Below are 17,944 nucleotides of genomic sequence, written 5' to 3' on the forward strand. Positions count from 1 at the left end.
ACTACCTGCGTTGTTCTTAGACTGGTGGGATGGAGGACATCGAGGCGATCGGGGCGCTGCAGGATCCGGTCCGGCGGCGGCTGTATGAGTACGTGGTCGCCCAGGACCATGAGGTGAGTCGCAACGAGGCGGCCGAGGGCGCCGGGATCCAGCGCACACTGGCCGCGTTCCACCTCGACAAACTCGTCGACGCCGGATTGCTCGTCACCGGGAGCCGGCGGCTCACCGGGCGTTCGGGTCCGGGTGCCGGCCGCCCGGCCAAGCTCTACCGCCGGTCCGGTGCCGAGCGTCACGTGTCGGTTCCGGCGCGGGACTACCGCACCGCCGCCGACCTGCTGGCCGAGGTGGCGGACAGCGCCCGGCTGGATGCCGAGTTGCGGGCCGCCGCCGTGCGGGAGGGACGAGCCGCGCGGGCCGCCGCCGGACCGATCGAGGACCTCGACGCGGTGCGGGCAGTTCTGTCCGCGCGCGGCTACGTGCCGCGCGCGGACGCGGACGGCGTCGTCCTTCGCCTCGTCAACTGCCCGTTCCACGTCCTCTCGGAGCGGCACCCCGCGCTGATCTGCGGCATGAACCTGGCCCTGCTGGAAGGCCTCCTCGAGGGTGCCGAGGGACTGCGGGCCTATCTGGATCCGCAGCCGTCGATGTGCTGCGTCGCCGTCACCTCTTCTAAAAATAATGAAGATTGACTTAGAGAGATCGGGGTGGTGAGGTGAGCGCATGACCGGACACCACCTCGCCCAGCTCAACGTAGGCACCCTGAAACACCCTCTGGACGACCCGCGCACGCACGGCTTCACCTCGATGCTGGACACCCTCAACGCCGTCGCCGACCAGGCGCCCGGGTTCGTGTGGCGACTGGTCGGTGGCGGGGGCAACGACGCCACCGGAATCCGGACCTCGCTCGGCGCGGACGTCATCGTGAACATGTCGGTCTGGGAGAACCGCGACAGCCTGTGGGACTACGTCTACCGCAGCGGCCACCTCGACGTGCTCCGGCGCCGCGCCGAGTGGTTCGAGCTGCCGAAGACGGCGTTCCAGGTGATGTGGTGGATCCCGGCCGGCCACCTGCCCACCGTCGACGAGGCGGTCGAGCGGCTGCACCTGCTGCGCACCTGCGGGCCCTCGCCCAGCGCCTTCGGCTTCAGGGACGAATACACCGCTGCCGACGCAGGCCTCGTCGTCATGGACGCCGACGCCACGACCACGGTCCAGACCACCAGCTGAGATCACCCAGCGACCAACACTGAAGTGGCAGGACGGCAACCGGGCCGATCACCGCGTCGGCGAAGTCATCGGGCGCTGTGCGCGCTCCTGCCCTGGATCGCCGAGTTGCCCAGGTCGCTCTTCGGCAGCGTGCGGGCACCGGACACCGCCGACGTCCAGTCGTCGGTGGTGGCGACCGCGGCGAAGTTCGAGTGGAGCAGCACCATCAGGGTGTCGTGGACCTGTCGTGCCGAGGCGGAGCCCGCCTCGTTCGAGAGGTGCACGGCGCCCGTCGCGTCCCTCAACACCTCGACGGTGAAGCCGAGCGGCTCAGCGGAGGCGGCGGAGGCGAGGACACAGTTGTTCGTCATGTAGCCGACCAGTGTGATCGTGTCGATTTCGTGTGCTCGCAGCCACTCGGTGAGCTCGGTGTCCGCGAAAACGCTCGAGAAGCGCTTGACGATTTCCGTGCCCTTTCCAGTGGCGCGTTCCACCACGTCGGGGTGGACCGCGGCCGCCTCGGAGCCGGCGGCGAAGACGGGGGCGCCCGGGGGAAGCTCGTGGCGCACCGTCACAACGGGAACGTCGTTGCGGATCGCGACATCGATCGCCTCGACGAGATTCGCGCGGGACTCGTCCCGGGGCGGGTACTGCACGGCAAGCGGCCGGTCCTCGTCGAAGTACTCGAGCTGCGCGTCGACGACAACGAGGGCGCGGCGGGGCTGGGTTTCCAAGGTGCCGATCTCCGTTCCAGGGGTGAGCGGTCACGCGGACCGCCTTGACCGTGTCCACCCTGGCAGGGCGCGACGGGTTATCGTGAGTGGCGCACAAGTCAACTATCGATGGGATTGCGCCAAGCATGAAGATCGCTGTCCACGCCTTCGACGGCATCACCACGTTCCACCTCGCCGCCCCACTCCTCGTTTTCGACGAAGTGTCCCGTCAGGGGCTCGCCACGGACTGGAGCACGACCGTGTGGAGCGCGGACGGGCGGTCGATCCGCACCTCCGAGGGCCTCGTGGTCGACGGGCTCGGCTCCCCTGCTGTCGCGAGCGCGGCCGATCTGGTCGTGTTCCCCTCGTGGCCCACGGATCTTCCGCCGCCGCGGGAGGAACTGGTCGAAGTGGTCCGGGCCGCGCACGGGCGCGGCGCCGGTGTGGTGGGCCTGTGCCTGGGCGCCTTCCCGGTGGCGAGCGCCGGGCTGCTCGATGGGCGGAGCGCGGCGACCCACTGGGCAGCGGCGGCGCGACTCGCCGCCGGTCATCCGGAGGTCGCGGTGCAATCCTCCGCTCTCTACGTCGACCACGGCGACGTGCTCACCTCCGCCGGCACGGCGTCCGCGCTCGACGCCTGCCTGCACATCGTCCGGCAGCGCCTCGGGGCCGCCGCGGCGACGACGGTGGCACGGCACCTGGTCATCGCACCGCACCGGGAGGGCGACCAGGCCCAGTACATCGAGCGCCCGCTGGCCGGGCACGCCGGCGCGACCGACCCGATCGGCACCACCCTGGAATGGGCGGCCGCCAACCTGCACCTCCCGCTCTCGGTGGAAGATCTGGCCGGCCACGCGCGGATGAGCACCAGGAACTTCGTCCGGCGGTTCCGCGAAACGACCGGGACCAGCCCGGCGCGCTGGGTCACCGCCCGCAGACTCGACGAGGCACGCAGACTGCTCGAAGTGACCGCGTGGACCGTCGCCCGCATCGCCGAGACGTGTGGCTACGACAGCGTCGTCACCTTCCGGCAGAACTTCGTCAGGGCGTACGCGACCACGCCGACGTCCTATCGGCAGCGATTCGCCGGCCTGGTCAGCAGCTGACCGGGGTCGGCGGCCTGGTGGAAGCCGTGCGAGACCGCCGGGAACTCCTCAGCCGACGACAGAGAGGAATTGCTCCAGCCGCGGGCTGGGCTCGCACGAAGTGTTGCCGCCCTCGGCCTTGCCGAATATGCGGGTGGTCCATTCCCAGACGGCACCGTTCTGCCAGTGGTAGCCCACCTCCACCCGCACGCCGTAGCCGTCGGCGGCGCGGTCCCACACAGTGCCCGAAAGGCTCACCTCGTAGCCCTCCCACTCCACCCCCACCGAAGCGACCGCCGCGAAACTCTGGTCGGTGTCAGCCACGCGGCCGTCGGGGTACGGGACGTAACGGCGGCCACCACCTCGGCATCAACGCCATCACGTTCGCCCCCACCCACCTGGGCGTGCAGCCCGCCGTCTACACGAACACCGACGGCGAAGAGGTGCAGCCGTTCGCCGGCATCTACGAGACCGCATTCGCCTTCTACGACAGCTTGACCGACGAGCAGAAAGCCGCCCTCTACCAGAGCGAAGACGTCGCAGCCATGGTCTGCGCACCCGGCGACACCTGCGACTACCCCACCGGCACCGGGCTCTCCGGCGCCGACCTCACCGACGAGCAAAAGCAACTCCTCCTCGACGTCATCGCCAACTGGGCCGGCCTGGCCGACGAGAACACCACCGCTGACGCCCTGGCCAAGATCGAGACCACCCTTGACGACACCTACGTCAACTGGCCCGGTGCCACCGTCTACGACATGACCCCAGGCGACGGCATCTACTTCCAGATCTCCGGCCCGAACGCCTACATCGAATTCGCCGGCCAGCGCGGCTCGGCAGGCGCCGACATCGACGGCGTCCTCACCGACGCGACAACGTTGTACGAGTCGAGGCACAGGAAGGTTTCTGCCCCGAAATTCGTGGCCTCCAGGTCAAGCCAGCCCACCGCCGGAACACCCCCGGTGCCGATGGCGGTGGCGGTTCCTAGCAGCGTCAGTAATTTCTTCGGCCCGATCCTTTTCACGCCCATCCCCTTCCGGATTTCCCGTGATGGTCGTCAACGCGGCCGCGCGACTTGTCCTCAGTTTTGCCGCGAGGCCACCGGAGGCGTATCCCTGAAGTTGGGGATGGTTTCCGATCAGCGGATAGGCGGGTCGGCAAATCCGCGGTCTTCCTCCTCGCTGGGGCACCGGCCCGGTCGACGGCTCTTCCGCGAGATCGTCAGATCATGCCTTCCCGCATGGCGAAGGCGACGGCGTGGGTGCGGTTGCGCAGTTGGAAGCGGCTGACCACGTCGTGCACGGTGTTCTTGATGGTGCGCTCGGAATAGCACAGTTGCGCGGCGATCTCCCGCACTTCCATGCCCTGGGCGATCATGCGCAGCACCGCCGCCTCGCGGTCGGAAAGACCCGAGAACCGCAGCCCGCGTGGCGCCAGGACCTGGTTCTGCAGGCGATTCACCTGATCCAGCAGCCTGCCCAGCAAGCGGGGCGAGAGCACCCCGCCCATCGCCGCGGCGTGGCGGACCGATTCGACCAGCCGCTCCGGGGTCGCTTCCGCGCGCAGCACGAGGCCGCACACACCCACTTCGACCGCGGACAGCAGGGCGCCGTCGTCGATCACCGCCAGCACCATCACCACCTGCCGCAGGCCCCGCCCGCGGAGTTCGCGGACCAGCCGCAGGGCGGCGTCGTCGGCCACGTCGCTGACCACCACGCACACCGCCGACGGATCGACCTCGAGCGCGGGGTCCGGCATGGGAGCAGGACCAGTTCCGGACGGGTGCGCAACTGGGCGGCCACCCCGGTTTCCAGGATCGGGTCGGTCGCGGTGACGTGAACGGGGAGTCTCTCCGGCATGGCGGCCCTTCGACAGCTGTGCGGTGAACGTTGCCGCCAGTCTGCGCAGCCGCGCTCAACACCCGATCAACGCGGGGCTCAGGGCACCAGTGCCGTCGACGCTACCGCTTGGGGGTGCACAGCTCGGCCGCGTTCGAGCACGGGGCCTGCGGGGTAGGCCACGAGGGACCGACCGTGCCACTTGTCATATCCGGTGGCGAAGGTGACCTCCGCGCCGGGCCCGACCCGGCGCGGAGGTTCTTCCAGCCACGCGGTTCCGTTGGGGTAAGTGGCACCCGAACCGGGCCCCCCTTCGAAGGGCCGCGGATTCCGCGGTTTACCGCATCCGCCTTCGAGGTTTCGCCTCCTACAGTCCAATAGAAACATATTTCGCGTCAGCGTTGCAGCACGCTGCCGCTGAAGGTGTCCAGCCGAGCGGGTGGTGGCCCCTTCTCCGGCTCGGGGTGCGGGTGCCCGGCGGCGAGCACGTACACCGGGGTGTGGCCGATGTTGTCCAGGCCGCAGCGTTCGGCGACCGCGGTGTCGTGGAACGCGCCGGTCTGCGCGGGGCCGAGGCCGAGCGCGGTGGCGGTCAGCGCGAAGGTCTGCCCGAGGTGCCCGGCGTTGAGCAGGCTCACCCGGTAGCACCGGGCGTTGCGGTACTTGCTGCTCATGCGGTCGATCACCGCGGCGAGCACGACCAGGAAGGCCGCGCCGCCCGCCCAGGCCTGGTCGGCGCACAGGTGCGCGACCTCGTCCGCGCTCAGCCCCGGCGAGAGCAGTTCCAGCGAGTGCTCGCGCAGGTTGTAGTGGTAGATCCCCGGATCGACGCCGGTGACGTCGCGGATGGCCACGTACGGCTCGAGTTCTTGGCGCGAGCCGCCGGATGGGCTGGTGCGGCGGAACAGCACCTCGTGCCCGCTGTCGATGAAGTCGACCGGCCCGAACACGGTGGCCAGCAGCGTGGCCAGGGTGTCCAGCGCGACGGGTTCGGCGGCGAAGTCGCGGTGGGTGCGACGGGCGTAGAGCACCTGGTCGTACGGCAGCCGCAGGTCGGCGGGACGGCGCGGCAGCAGCACCCGCGGGGCGTCGGGGTAGCCGGTGAACAGCACGTGGTCGGGGAAATCCTGGCCGCTCCCCTCGGCCAGTAGTCGCTGCCGCTCCTCCTCGGTGGGGCAGGACAGGTCCTGGGTGGCGTAGTGGAAGAACGACGCCTCCGGCGCCCAGGTGGCCCACTGCTGGGCCACTTCGGCGTCGCGGGTGGCCTGCGGGCTGTCCTCGGCGAGCAGCAGCCCCGCCTCGAACAGGGCCTCCACCGCTTCGGCCACGGTCGCGGGCGTGAGGTGGTCGAGCAGTTCAGCGGCCTTCGCCGGCTCGATCCACTCGCCGAACGCGGACAGGATCTCCGCGGCCGCCGGGTGCACCGCGGTCGGCTCCGGCCCCGGATAGGGATGGGCGACGAACTCGCCCTCGTACCAATAGCAGACCACACAGCTGGCGCGGCGAAGGCGCATGACGGCACTCCTGGGAGGTGAGGGTCGGTTCCGGCGGGGACCGGGACGGGGCCGGGCACCCGGATCGGCGCCCGGCCCCCGCACCCGCAGCGTTACTTGCTGTCGTAGATCCAGTGGAAGTAGGCGGTGTTGCGGTCGGCCCGCTCCACCTTGTGGGCACTCATCGAAATTTCGCGCATCGGTTGCACCTCCTTCGCCGGAGTCGGTGACGCACCAGTTCTGCTTGACGTGCCAGGGGTTTCCGCCACACCCGGCGCCTAACGCCGGGCGCCCCTGATCCACCCGACCGATCGACGCGCGGCCCGATTCGTGAAAACCCTTCGCTGGCAAGGAAAAGCGCCTCCTGCTGGGCAACCGCGCGGTACCGGCCGAGCGGCGCGGCCGATCACCTGAACACCCACAAGAAGTCCGGTCCGGCGGTGCGCATCACCACCCTTCAGCGGCAGGACCGGCGCGATCGACTCCACTGCGCACCCTGGTGGAGGTACTTCACGAGCAGCATGAGCCGAATCGAGCCAACCCGGCCTGGCGACCCGAACAGGTGAGCCTGCCGTACTCGCGTGCGCAGGTCGCCGAGCGCGGTCGAGCCCGTGCAAGCGATCCGTCATCGACAGCGGAGGATCGGGCCTCGTCCCCGGGTGGTTCGTCGTGGTGCGCACCGGCCTCGAGGGCAGCTCGAGAGCCGTTTCCTGCCTAAATAGCGGCCAAAACAAACACGACATGACGAATAAATCACCATCATTGGCGTACACTTTGACATGTTTCCTTGGCGAACTAACCGGAACCCGAAGTGACGCTATCTCGTCCGCATCGAATACTTCGACCCGAACCGGTCCATCCGAATCAGCTATTACAGCATTTCGGATCGAGTTGCCGTCCGATCAACAAGTGACGTGCCCGCTGGAGCCAGGCCGTCGGGGATCACCGCCGCTGTCAGCCGTTACCGGCCGCCGGTTCGATCGGCCAGGCGCGCTCGCCCAGGAACATCCGGCCGAACCAGTGTGGTTGCAGATCACGCAGCCGTAGCGTCTGCCACTTCCTGGGGTCGGCCAGGTCTCTCCCGCCTCGACTTCCGAGCCGACCTGTATCGAAACCATGCGGACGCTCTTGCCTGGCGAAGGCGTCCGTTCCGCACGATGACTTACAAGAGTCGGTCAGGCGGGCACCGCCTCGATCATGGACGCCGTGCCGGGGGTGGGGATCACCTGCGTGATCCGGAACCCGGCTCGTTCGAAGATCCGCTCGAACTCCGATCGGGTGCGTTCCTGTCCCGGGAGGAGCAGCAGCATCAGTATGTCGATCGCCTTGCCGAAGTGCGGGTCGTTGCCGGGTGGGATGACCGCGTCGACGGCGAGCAGGCGGGCGCCCGGGTTCATCGCGCGGCGGCAGTTCTCCAGTATTCGTACGCACTGGTCGTCGCTCCAGTCGTGGAGGATGTTCTTGACCGTGTAGAGGTCGCCGGCGGGCACCGAGGAGAAGAAATCGCCCGGGTGCAGTGTCCACCGGTCGTCGGCGCCGAGCTCGGGGAGCACGGTGCCCGCCAGCACTTGTTCCTGGTCGAGAAGAATGCCGCGCAGGCCCGGGCGGGCACGCAGCGCCGCGAGCAGCAGGCCGCCCCGCCCACCGCCGACATCCACCATGATTCCACTGTCCGGGAAGTCGTAGCCCTCGACGAGGTAGCCGATATCGCCGGCCGAGTAGGCCGCCATGCCCGCGTCGAACAGCGCTCCGTGCTCCGGATGTTCGGCCAGGTGGGCGAAAAACGGCTTGCCGACGCGACGGTCGAACGCCGGTTCGCCACGCCGGACCGCCTCGGCGAGGTCGGCGGCGGACTGCCACCAGCTGTCCTCGGTCACCAGGAGCACCGCTGCCCGCAGGGACCGGGGAGCGTCAGCCCGCAGCAGATCCGCTTGGGGCGTCAGGTGGAACCGGCCGTCCTCGTCCTCCCGGAAAGTCCCGTGGGAGGCCAGAAGACGCAGCAGGCGCCGCAGGTACGGGCCATTCGCCCCGGTCAGCCCAGCCAGTTCGGCCACGTCTCGCGGCCCGCCCGCCAGATGATCAGCCACCTCCAGCAGCGCCGCCGCCCGCAGCGCGGCGGGATACAGGAACGCGATGGACTGGGTGACAATGTGCCGGTACGCATCTTCTGATGTATTCGTCATCTCCCTTTCATGACACAAATCCCGCTCTCTGCATAGAGCAAGCGACCGCGGCGGCGAACTGGGGCTGGCCACGACGAAGCCGGGACCGGCACTAGGCGTGCGTCAGCGCCGTGACACCCCGTGTTCCGGGATGGTCACGGGTCACCTCAGTGGTCTTGACCACCGTCGGACTCCGGTGCTGAGCTGAACACGCTGGGGAGCGACGTGGGGTTGCCTCCACGTCACGAGGGGGATCGATCAATGCTGCGCGCATTCCACCGGAGGACATCGCCGTCCCGGCGAAGACCACACCGGACCTTGACCGCCGCCGCCCTGCTTTCCGCTACCGCACTGCTGTTCGCCGGAACCCCGGCCGCGAGCGGAGCCACCAACACGCCGCCCGCCACGCCGTCCGGCCTGTACTCCGATCCGGGCGGTCCCTGCGCCACCACGGCGCCCGGCACGTTCGTCCGTGGCGACGAGATCACCGTTTTCCACGCCACCGCCACGGACCCCGATCCCGGCCAGGAACTGACCGCGAACTGGGAGTTGTGGTCGGCCGACGACCCGACGCTGCGCCGCGAACTCGACTGGGGGGTGGTGGACGGCCACGCCTACGCGCAGTTCGACCACTCCGGGCTGCCCTCGGACCGCACCTATGCCTGGCGGCTCCGGATCTCCGACGGCACCGCCACTTCGGACTGGTCGCCAACGTGCTACTACACCCCGGACAGCGTCCGGCCGGAGATCCCCGCGGTGAAATCGGCGGTCTACCTGTCCGGTGATCAGTGGGAACCCCGCGGCGGCATCGGCGTTCCGGGCGAGTTCACCTTCTCCCCCAACGGTTCCACCGACGTGGCACGCTACGAGTACTACTTCCCCCGCCACGGCCAGAATGGCCCCGACCCGATTCCCTGGACCTCGGTGCCCGCCGATCCGGTGACCGGTTCGGCGACGATCACCTGGGCGCCACCGGAAACCGGCTTGTTCAGCGCGGTGGTGCGCGCCATCGACCGGGCGAACAACTACTCGTGGGACCAAAGCGCCACGTTCACTGTGCGCGACATCCGGCCCCACGTCTGGTCGAACCTCTATCCCGATCAGACCACCAACCCTGAGGGCAACATCGGCGTACCGGGTGTGTTCGAGTTCAGCCCCGGCCTGCCGGACACCACGAGCTACACCTACCGCCTCGAAGACACCTCGGAGCAGACCGTGGCCGCGGGCGCCGACGGCAAGGCGCAAGTGACCCTCGCTCCCTCGCACGGCGGGGAAAACGTGCTCTACGTCCGCAACACCGGCCTCGACGGAACGGTTTCACTGGACCGCGAATACCGCTTCCAGGTCGACACCGCCCCGGTGATCGAGTACGGCGGTCCGGTGCAGATCGGCACGCCGGTGCAGTTCACGCTCACGCCCCGGCTGGCTGGAACGACCTCCTACACCTACTGGTTCACGACCGACCACGACCAGCCGATCGGTGACCGCGTCACCATTCCCGCCCGTCCGGACGGTGGCGCGGAGTTCAGTTGGGTCCCGCCTTCGTCGGCGTCGACCTTTCTCCGCGTGCAGAGCGCCAACGACGACGTGATCTCCGAAATTCGCGTCCAGCACCTCTACATCGACGGCGTCGCACCGTACATCTCGCGAACCGGCGCGGACAGTCCCGGTGTGCCGGGGACGTTCACGCTCCGGTCGCCGATGCGTGACATCACCGAGTACGTGTACTGGTTCTCGTTCGACCCGGACACCAAGCTGACCGTGCCCGCCCGGCCGGACGGGAGCGCGGAATTCGACTGGACCCCGGCCAAGGGCGGTAGCTTCTGGCTGACCGCGCGAGCCCGCAACGCCACCGGCCTGCTGTCCAACGAGGGTGGGACCTCGTTGACCGTGGACGACTCGCCGATCGTGACCTCGGCCGAATTCCACAGGTGGCCGGCGAGCCCGATGCACCAGGGAACCTTCCACCTGGCCTCCCGCCTGCCCGGCACGGTCGCCTATGAGTTCACAGTGGACGGAGTCACCACCGCACTGGCGGCGGGCGCCGACGGCACCGCGACCACGCCCTACACCCCGACGTGGCCCGGTTTCCACACCGCCACCGTCCGGGCCAAGGCCGCGGACGGCACCCACTCGGGCCACGCGTACTACTCCTTCACCGTCACCGACGCCCCACTGGTGACCTCGGCCGAATATCCCGGCGGCGACAGCGGCGGTCCGGGCATCGAGGGCACCTTCATCTTCAGCCCGGCCACCGACGGCATGACCGCCTACACGTACCGGGTGAACGACCTCAGCGGGGGGACCAGCACCCCGGAGGTCACCGTGCCCGCGGACCAGGCCGGGAACGCCGCGGTCACCTGGACCCCGGCCCACGGCGGCAGTTACTCGTTGACCGTCACCGGCACCCGTGCCGACGGCGGTTCCACCGAGGAAAGGTACTACCCGTTCTCCGTCAGGTACTCCGGCTGACCGCCGGTGCCCGCCGCCCGGTCCACCCGGGCGGCGGGCACCGCACGTGGACCGCTCGATGACCTGGGCAGGGATTCCCGTCCACGCCCTGGATGCCCTCGGGTGAACTGGATACCTCGTTGTTCAGCGTGCGTCACGGCTGTGCCGTGGGGCGTGGGGTCAGTCGCCGCCCCCGCCACCACCGCCACCGTCGCCGCCACCACTGCAGTTGGCCGCTCCCCCGTCGTAGCCACCGACGTAATACCCGTCCCAGCCGCCGCCTCCCGTGTGGCGCGGGTTGCGCGAGCGCGAGGTGGGTCGCGGCAGCAGGCCGAGAGCCTTCTTCACCCCGTGCTCGGTCTGGTTCGGCAGCGCGTCGCTGATCTCGCGCGGGGTCCAGCGGTGTTCGCGGTGCAGGAGCCGGATGATCTCCTGGGTCACCTCGCGATCGGCCGAGTCCGCGACCCGGCGGCGGGTGACCGCACGGTTGTGCACCACGCGGGCTCGCTCGACGACCTGCTCGTAGTCGGCCCCGTGGGTGCGTTCGAAGTCCAGGCGGTACTGCTCGACCGCGTCGGCGCACGCGGCGGCGCAGTGGTCGGCCCGGCCCTGCTGCCAGCGGTACAGCCGCGTACGCCTCCACCACCAGCGCCAACGGCGCACCAGCCAGGGCCGCCGCGGCCGCCGAACCGCTTCCTCCCACTCCGCGAAGGCACGCCGGCGAGCCTGCTCCACCTCCTCGTCCCTGGGCTTCTTCAACGCTTGCAAAGCATCCAGCGCCTCAGCTTCGGCCTTCCGTGACGCCAGGTGCTTCGCACGCGCCTCCTCGTAGCGGTGCAGCAACGCCTCCGGCTGCTCGACCATCCTGCCTCCCCTGGTGACCCGCCCGCCCATGATGCACCGACGACCCACGGGTGCGCGGCACATGGCCCGCATCGCGTTCGGAACCGAGGCGCCGACCTGGGTGAGCTGGGTTTCCGGGTCGAGGCGGAGGTCGATTACGTCGACGGCGTCGACACCGGCCACAACCGGAACAGGTACTTGTTCGGCGTGTGCACGGTCAGGCTGACGTCGTAGTCGCCACGAGGGACGCGGGCCAGCGGGACCGCTCCGCCCTGCACTTCCGATGTGCCCGGCCGTAGTTGTGTGATGTCGAGGTGGCCGGAGGGCAGCCGCAGCCGGAACGGCTCGTGCACACGGGCCTCGCCGAGTTCGAGCGGCGGGCCATCCCACAGTTCCAGCAGGACAAGCGGCGGATCCTGGTCATACCTGACCTGGATGAGTGCCTCGTCGACCGCGAGCCGCCCTCCGGACGGCGGCACCTCGCGTATTCCCGCGGCCCGGTCGAGAATCGCGAAACGGTCACAGCCCTCGCCGATTTGCCGGCCCCCGGTCCGGAGGAACCTGGCGGTCGGCGACAGCAGCCAGAACTGGGCCAGGTACCGCTCCCTGAGCACGTTGCCGCGCCAGCCGGAGATCCGGGCCGCGTACAGACCGGGAACCAGGTCCAGGTCGGTGTCCTGCCCGCCGTAGGTGACCTGGTCGATCGTGATCTTCCCGGTCGGCAACTGGAGGCAGACGGTGTGCTGCGTGTCGGGGCCTTCCGGCATCGGTGGCTCGCTGTCCCAGTGCTCGAGGCGCAGCGGGAGCTCACGTGGGTTGTCCTCCATCACGCCCACGGTCACCGACGCCCGTCCCACGCCCAGCCAGCCCGCACCCGGCACCGGCGGGGTTTCGCCGAAACCGGTCGCGTTTTCCCCGATGCCGAACATCCGGTAGTCCGGGTGGACCTCGAGATCCTGAGCGGCGAGCAGTCGAGCCATGGGTGCTCCTCCCGGATGCGGCGTCACGGAAGCGCACGTTGTACCAAAACCGGCAGTTGCTCTGCGCGCCGCGGTCGGCTGTGCCGTCGCCAGGCACGCCCGCAGCCGAATCCCATGCCCGACTCGAGCGCGGCTGAATAGGTCGTTATACGCCTGGAGTGACCGGGAAGGCTCGCCGTTCGCCGGCCACGTCAGCTCGGGGAGGTCGCCTGGCCGCCGCTCGGGGTCTGCGCCGTTGCGCCGCGGACGAGGGCTTCGTTGTGCGCTCCGCCGACGCAGACGGTGAGATCCGGGAAGATCGGCAGCTTGACGGGCCCGCCGCCGCCGTCCACGCACTCCTGTTCGGTGACCCAGACCGGGGCTTGCCGGGCCGGGGCCGCCACCGCGGTTCCGCTGGTCATCAGCAGGGCTGCCGCCGCGCCCATGAGCATTCGTCGGATCATCATCGTGGTTCCTCCACCTCTGCGTGTAGTGCCTGGAACCCCGTCGCGGGGCCTCCACCCCTTGGCTGCCCCACATCCCCCGTCGCTAACTGACCCCCACCCCATCCAGCGACACCGGCCGGTCAGAACTCCCGCGATCCGACGTGCCCGGGGATGCGCACCTCCTCCACCGGTCTGCCCTGGTGCACGGTGAAATCGGTGACGTCGCGGAGCACGAACGTCGGTGCGCCGTCGGCCTTCGCGAGCCGCACGTGGTGGAACTCCGCGTCCCGGACGTCTTCCAGGACGATCGCGGGACGCCGGTCCGGCTGCTCGAACCGCAGGCTGACCCGGTCGAACTGGACGCCGGTCGCGTGGCGGACGTAGAGCGCCCATGCGGGCAGGATGCCGAACATCGACGGCTCGGGATACGCCTGTTCCCGTTCCGGCACGGCATAGGGCTCACGAGCACCCGGCTCGGCGAAGAACGTGTTGATCAGCTCGAGCGGCTGCTCGGCGGCCTCGGTCATCGACAGCCCGCCGCGCATGTGGACGCGTACGTTGCTGATCCGGACGTCCTCGACGGGGTGACCCGGCAGGCCCATGATCATCGACGGGTAACGCGGGTCGGCGTTGTGCACGGTGACGTCGCTGATGCTGATCCGGCGCAGCGCGCCGATCGGGACGTCGGCCGGCCCGCGCATCCTCGCGCCGAGGCGCAGGAAGAACGGCGTGTTGGACACGTCCCGCATGGTGATGTTGCTGATCGTGATGTCCTCCAGCAGCCCGCCGTCGACGGTCTCCAGCGCGAACCCGCGGCAGCGCTCGAAGATGACGTTGGAGATGGCGATGTTGCGGAAACCCCCGTTGGACTCGGTGCCGAACTTGATCCGGCCGGTCGGGCCGTCGCGGTCGGCGGCTTCCGGGTCCTCCCGCTGGTAGGTCCCGTCGATCAGGGTTCCGACGTCGTAGCCGCTCACCATGCTGTCGGCGATCGTCACGTTCTCCGTCGCCCTGGCGAAGCCCAGCGCGTAGGAGCTCTTGAGCACGATCGCGTCGTCGCCGTGGGTGTTGACCGTGCAGTCGGAGATGCGCACGTTGCGGCAGCAGTCGACGTTGATGCCGTCGCGAACGGTGTCGATCCGGACGTTGAGGATGGACAGGTTGTCCACGCCGGTGGGCAGGATCGACAGGTGACCGCCCCGCACGATGGTGACGTCTTGGATCACCACGTTGCGGCAGAGCTTGAGGGCGATCGCCTTGTCCCCGGTGCCCGGTGGGCTGCCGGGCTCCATGTTCCGCACCAGCGAAGCACCGTCGATCCGGCCGGGCCCGGCGATCCGGATGTTCTCCAGTCCCTCGCCCCAGATCAGGCTGGCCCGCCAGTGGCTGTGCCCGAAATCCTGGTACGGGTTGCCCGCACCCTCGCCGGGGTCGTCGAATCCCTGTCCGTCCACCGGTTCGGCGGCGAGCAGGGTCGCGCCGTGGCCGAGGTGGAGCGTGATGTTGCTCTTCAGCCGCACGGAGTAGCTCGCGTACGTGCCGGCCGGAAAGTGGACCGTGCCCCCGCCGGCCGCCGAGGCGGCGTCGATGGCGCGGTTGATCGCCGGTGAATCGAGCGTCTTGCCGTCTCCGCGGGCGCCGTGCTCCCGGACGTCGAAGAAGGCCCCGCGGGAGCCGCCGTGCCCGTCCGGCGCGGTCGCCGCGGCGACACCCGGCAGGGCCACGGCTCCCCCGGCGGCGGCTCCGGCGACGCCCAGCCTCAGCGCGTCACGACGGTTCGGCGACCTCGACATCGGCTCTCTCCTTCGGCTGCGCCGGGAATGCCAATCCGCCTCACCGTGACAGCGGCGGCCCCGCGGCGTCAATGCCAGAAAGCGTTTTCCTTGTGGCCCTGCCTGGAGTATTGACTTCGAGACCGGTCGCGCGGAGGGTGGGTTTGTTAGCGCTCACAAGCAGAGGGGAAGCCGTCGATGCGTCTGCGGGCCCGGATGTGCGGACGAGCGCTGGCCGCCGTGCTCGCCCTGACCACCGGGCTCAGCCCGCTGGCGGCGGCCACGCCGAACCACTCGCCGAGCGCACCGGCGGACCTGACCGTCGGCGACCGCGCGCGGCCGCTGAACGTCGAAGGCGCTCCGCTGTTCGGGTGGCGCCCGAGGGACCGCGATCCGGGCGAAGTCCAGTCCGCGTACCGAATCCTCGTCAGGACAGGTGACGGGCACACCGTCTGGGACAGCGGCCGGGTCGCCTCGGCCCGCCAGGAGTACGTGGCCTATGCGGGCCCGGAGCTGACCCCGGCCACCAGCTACACCTGGACCGTGCGCACTTGGGACGTTCGTGGTGCCCCATCCCCTTGGGCCGCAACGGCTTCCTTCGACACCGGACTGCGCGACGCGGACTGGGCGGCCACGTGGATCCGCCGGACCACCGGTGAACCGGACGACTACACGCTGGCGCGCAAGGACTTCACCATCCGGAACGCACCCATCGTGCGGGCGCGGGCCTACGTCGCGGCGAGCCACCAGTACGAGTTGCACCTCAACGGCGAGGTGATCGACCGCGGCGGGGCGTTCAGCTACCCGGACGAGGGGTACTACCGCACGGTCGACGTCACGGCGCGCCTGGCCGCGGCCGAGCACGCCACGATCGGCGCCCTCTACCACTGGTACGGCGGCGGTCAGGGCCGCCCGGCCGGCGAACCGGGACTGCTGGTGCGACTGGTCGTCGACCACGCCGATGGCGTCAGGCAAGTGGTGGTCACCGATTCGAGCTGGCAGGTCACCAAGGGGCCGTGGCTGGCCGCGCCGCAGCGCAACGGCGATGGCGGCGACTACGTGGAAGACTTCGACGCGACCGCCGAACCGCTCGGCTGGAACCGTCCCGGCTTCGACGCCTCGGCTTGGCGAAGCCCGCAGGTGATCGGCACGCACCCGAGCGGCGTCTTCACCCGGCTGCGGGGCCAGGAAACCGATCTCACCACCGAAGTCGTCACCCCGCGAAGCATCACCAAGCTGGATTCGGGCGCGGTGGTCGCCGACTTCGGCCGCGTGCTCACCGCGGTCCCCCTGGTCACCTTCCACGACGGGCAGCCGGGCCGCCGGATCCCCATGCGAGCCGGTTACCTGCTGGCCGCGGACGGCAGCGTGTCCCGGTCACCGGAGGACAACCAGAACACCGATCTGAGCTTCGCCTACACCGAAAGAGCGGGCGAGCAGACGTTCCGCGCCTTCACCTACGTCGGTTTCCGCTACCTGGAGATCGCCGCCGGGGACACCGACATCCGTGCCGTGCTCCAGCACACCGCGGTCGATCCGGCGCGAACCGCGCGGCTCGACACCGACGATCCCCGGGTCGACGCGGTGTTCGACCTGATGCTCCGATCCGCGCTCTACGGGGCACAGGAACAATTCCTGGACACCCCGACCCGGGAAAAAGGACAGTTCCTCGGTGACGCGGTGGACATTTCGACGGCCACGATGGCCGGGTACGGCGAGCGCGGGCTGACGCGCCAGGCGATCCGCCAGTTCATCGCCTCCCAGCAGCGTTACTGGCCCGACGGCAGGCTCAACGCCGTCTACCCCAACGGTGACGGCAAACGCGACATCCCCGACTACACCGAGGTGTTCCCCGGCTGGGTGTGGGACTACCACCTGCACTCCGGTGACCGGCAACTGCTCGGCGAGGCGTATCCCGTGATGACCGCGGTCGCCGATTACGTGCGACGGCACATCGATGACACCGGGCTGGTCACCCGGCTCACCGGCGGTTCGGGGGCCTACCAGTACGGCATCGTCGACTGGCCCGCCACCATGCGCTACGGCTACGACATGGACACCGCGGCGCGCACCACGGTGAACATCCTCGCCGTGGACGCCCTGCGGTCCACGGCGAACGCCGCCGAAGCACTGGGCCGCGACGCCGAAGCACACCGACTCCGAGCAGACGCGTCGACGTTGGCCGGTGCGATCAACCAGAAGCTCCGCGACACGAACGGCCGCTACATCGACGGCCTGCGCGACGATGGTTCACCGAGTACGCACGCTTCCCAGATCGCCGGCGCCTACGCGCTTTCCTACGGCATCGTCCCGCCCGAAAGCCGGGGAGCGGTCGTCGACCACGTCATCGGACTCGGCCTGCGGATGGGGCCGATGACCGCCCACCGGCTGCTGAACGCGCTCACCGAAAACCCGGACGCCGTGGTCGCCCGGCTGACCGACGAAGCAGGCCCGGGATGGGCGAACATCCTGGCCAGGGGCGGCACGTTCACCTGGGAATCGTGGGACGCACCGGAAACCGGGCAGAGCCTGTCGCATTCGTGGGGCGCGACCGCGCTGGCCGAAATGCAGCGAACCCTGCTCGGTGTCACTTCCCTCGCTCCGGCGGGTTCCCGGATCCGGATCCGGCCGCCACACTCCGGTGTGGATAGTGCGGCCGGCACCGTGCCGATCCAGCGGGGGCAGGTCGCGGTGGACTGGCGCCGCTCCGGCGACGACTTCACCCTGCGGCTGGACGTGCCGGTCAACGTCCGCGCCGAAGTGCACGTCCCGGCCCGCGACGCGGCGAGCGTGCGCTTCACCGGGAAGGGCAAACCCCGGCTGCTCGATGTGCGCGACGGCTACGCGGTATACGAAATCGGCTCCGGGCAGTCGGTTTTCCGTTCGTAGAGGGAAGACTCGACGAAGCCACGGTACTTTCGTGCAGAAACCCGCAGGGTTCGGGAACTGAACTCAATCGGTTCCCGAACTCTGCAC

Annotated in this window: 15 protein-coding genes; 6 read left to right on the top strand and 9 right to left on the bottom strand. The window is 69.4% G+C overall.

Annotated elements, in window-relative coordinates:
• Positions 1-29 precede the first annotated feature (29 nt).
• Both L3Q67_RS39170 and L3Q67_RS39175 read left to right on the top strand, forming a co-directional pair.
• Positions 30-689, top strand: a complete 660-nt coding sequence (locus L3Q67_RS39170) for a helix-turn-helix transcriptional regulator (RefSeq protein ID WP_499186452.1) — start codon at positions 30-32, stop codon at positions 687-689.
• 31 nt (positions 690-720) lie between these two features.
• On the top strand, positions 721-1,227 hold the full coding sequence (locus L3Q67_RS39175) for a DUF3291 domain-containing protein (protein WP_499186453.1): 507 nt from the start codon (positions 721-723) through the stop codon (positions 1,225-1,227).
• Positions 1,228-1,292: 65 nt separating this feature from the next.
• On the opposite strand, the gene L3Q67_RS39180 is transcribed toward L3Q67_RS39175, so the two are convergent.
• Complete coding sequence (locus L3Q67_RS39180) at positions 1,293-1,940, bottom strand: cysteine hydrolase family protein (RefSeq protein ID WP_499186454.1); 648 nt, start codon at positions 1,938-1,940, stop codon at positions 1,293-1,295.
• Positions 1,941-2,065: 125 nt separating this feature from the next.
• Between L3Q67_RS39180 and L3Q67_RS39185 the strand changes: the two genes are divergently transcribed.
• The gene (locus L3Q67_RS39185; protein ID WP_499186455.1) at positions 2,066-3,025 is read left to right on the top strand and encodes a GlxA family transcriptional regulator; all 960 of its coding nucleotides are present in this window, start codon (positions 2,066-2,068) and stop codon (positions 3,023-3,025) included.
• Positions 3,026-3,073: 48 nt separating this feature from the next.
• Here the strand turns inward: L3Q67_RS39185 and L3Q67_RS39190 are convergent, their stop codons facing one another.
• Positions 3,074-3,328, bottom strand: a complete 255-nt coding sequence (locus L3Q67_RS39190) for a hypothetical protein (RefSeq protein ID WP_499186456.1) — start codon at positions 3,326-3,328, stop codon at positions 3,074-3,076.
• An 80-nt stretch (positions 3,329-3,408) separates the two neighbouring features.
• On the opposite strand from L3Q67_RS39190, the gene L3Q67_RS39195 reads away from it, so the two are divergent.
• Positions 3,409-4,293 carry a DUF3500 domain-containing protein gene (locus L3Q67_RS39195; protein WP_499186457.1) on the top strand — a complete coding sequence of 295 codons (885 nt, stop codon included), beginning with the start codon at positions 3,409-3,411 and terminating at the stop codon, positions 4,291-4,293.
• On the opposite strand, the gene L3Q67_RS39200 is transcribed toward L3Q67_RS39195, so the two are convergent.
• From L3Q67_RS39200 to L3Q67_RS39210, 3 genes are all read right to left on the bottom strand, one after another.
• On the bottom strand, positions 4,226-4,762 hold the full coding sequence (locus L3Q67_RS39200; RefSeq protein WP_499186458.1) for a response regulator transcription factor: 537 nt from the start codon (positions 4,760-4,762) through the stop codon (positions 4,226-4,228). The two genes, L3Q67_RS39195 and L3Q67_RS39200, sit on opposite strands and share 68 nt — an antisense overlap.
• A gap of 475 nt (positions 4,763-5,237) precedes the next feature.
• Positions 5,238-6,356, bottom strand: coding sequence for a SagB/ThcOx family dehydrogenase (locus L3Q67_RS39205; RefSeq protein WP_499186459.1), 1,119 nt, complete (start codon positions 6,354-6,356; stop codon positions 5,238-5,240).
• A 1,154-nt stretch (positions 6,357-7,510) separates the two neighbouring features.
• Positions 7,511-8,518, bottom strand: coding sequence for a class I SAM-dependent methyltransferase (locus L3Q67_RS39210; RefSeq protein ID WP_499186460.1), 1,008 nt, complete (start codon positions 8,516-8,518; stop codon positions 7,511-7,513).
• Between the two features lie 297 nt (positions 8,519-8,815).
• On the opposite strand from L3Q67_RS39210, the gene L3Q67_RS39215 reads away from it, so the two are divergent.
• The gene (locus L3Q67_RS39215) at positions 8,816-10,969 is read left to right on the top strand and encodes a hypothetical protein (protein WP_499186461.1); all 2,154 of its coding nucleotides are present in this window, start codon (positions 8,816-8,818) and stop codon (positions 10,967-10,969) included.
• 159 nt (positions 10,970-11,128) lie between these two features.
• On the opposite strand, the gene L3Q67_RS39220 is transcribed toward L3Q67_RS39215, so the two are convergent.
• The 4 genes from L3Q67_RS39220 to L3Q67_RS39235 form a co-directional block, all read right to left on the bottom strand.
• The gene (locus tag L3Q67_RS39220; protein WP_499186462.1) at positions 11,129-11,812 is read right to left on the bottom strand and encodes a hypothetical protein; all 684 of its coding nucleotides are present in this window, start codon (positions 11,810-11,812) and stop codon (positions 11,129-11,131) included.
• Between the two features lie 134 nt (positions 11,813-11,946).
• Positions 11,947-12,771 (bottom strand): hypothetical protein, encoded by an 825-nt coding sequence (locus L3Q67_RS39225; RefSeq protein ID WP_499186463.1) that lies wholly within the window; start codon positions 12,769-12,771, stop codon positions 11,947-11,949.
• Between the two features lie 191 nt (positions 12,772-12,962).
• Positions 12,963-13,217, bottom strand: coding sequence for a hypothetical protein (locus L3Q67_RS39230; protein WP_499186464.1), 255 nt, complete (start codon positions 13,215-13,217; stop codon positions 12,963-12,965).
• A 119-nt stretch (positions 13,218-13,336) separates the two neighbouring features.
• Positions 13,337-14,989 carry a glycoside hydrolase family 28 protein gene (locus L3Q67_RS39235; protein WP_499186465.1) on the bottom strand — a complete coding sequence of 551 codons (1,653 nt, stop codon included), beginning with the start codon at positions 14,987-14,989 and terminating at the stop codon, positions 13,337-13,339.
• Positions 14,990-15,166: 177 nt separating this feature from the next.
• On the opposite strand from L3Q67_RS39235, the gene L3Q67_RS39240 reads away from it, so the two are divergent.
• Positions 15,167-17,857, top strand: coding sequence for a family 78 glycoside hydrolase catalytic domain (locus tag L3Q67_RS39240; RefSeq protein WP_499186466.1), 2,691 nt, complete (start codon positions 15,167-15,169; stop codon positions 17,855-17,857).
• Positions 17,858-17,944: the final 87 nt, after the last annotated feature.

Origin of the sequence: Saccharothrix sp. AJ9571 (assembly GCF_021725495.1) — a bacterium.
Lineage (GTDB): Bacteria > Actinomycetota > Actinomycetes > Mycobacteriales > Pseudonocardiaceae > Amycolatopsis > Amycolatopsis magusensis.

Coding starts and splice junctions, on each gene's coding strand:
- L3Q67_RS39185 (WP_499186455.1), top strand. CDS start 2,066: ATGAAGATCGCTGTCCACGCCTTCGACGGCATCACCACGTTCCACCTC.
- L3Q67_RS39225 (WP_499186463.1), bottom strand. CDS start 12,771: ATGGCTCGACTGCTCGCCGCTCAGGATCTCGAGGTCCACCCGGACTAC.
- L3Q67_RS39230 (WP_499186464.1), bottom strand. CDS start 13,217: ATGATGATCCGACGAATGCTCATGGGCGCGGCGGCAGCCCTGCTGATG.
- L3Q67_RS39235 (WP_499186465.1), bottom strand. CDS start 14,989: ATGTCGAGGTCGCCGAACCGTCGTGACGCGCTGAGGCTGGGCGTCGCC.
- L3Q67_RS39200 (WP_499186458.1), bottom strand. CDS start 4,762: ATGCCGGACCCCGCGCTCGAGGTCGATCCGTCGGCGGTGTGCGTGGTG.
- L3Q67_RS39205 (WP_499186459.1), bottom strand. CDS start 6,356: ATGCGCCTTCGCCGCGCCAGCTGTGTGGTCTGCTATTGGTACGAGGGC.
- L3Q67_RS39175 (WP_499186453.1), top strand. CDS start 721: ATGACCGGACACCACCTCGCCCAGCTCAACGTAGGCACCCTGAAACAC.
- L3Q67_RS39170 (WP_499186452.1), top strand. CDS start 30: ATGGAGGACATCGAGGCGATCGGGGCGCTGCAGGATCCGGTCCGGCGG.
- L3Q67_RS39210 (WP_499186460.1), bottom strand. CDS start 8,518: ATGACGAATACATCAGAAGATGCGTACCGGCACATTGTCACCCAGTCC.
- L3Q67_RS39220 (WP_499186462.1), bottom strand. CDS start 11,812: ATGGTCGAGCAGCCGGAGGCGTTGCTGCACCGCTACGAGGAGGCGCGT.
- L3Q67_RS39240 (WP_499186466.1), top strand. CDS start 15,167: ATGCGTCTGCGGGCCCGGATGTGCGGACGAGCGCTGGCCGCCGTGCTC.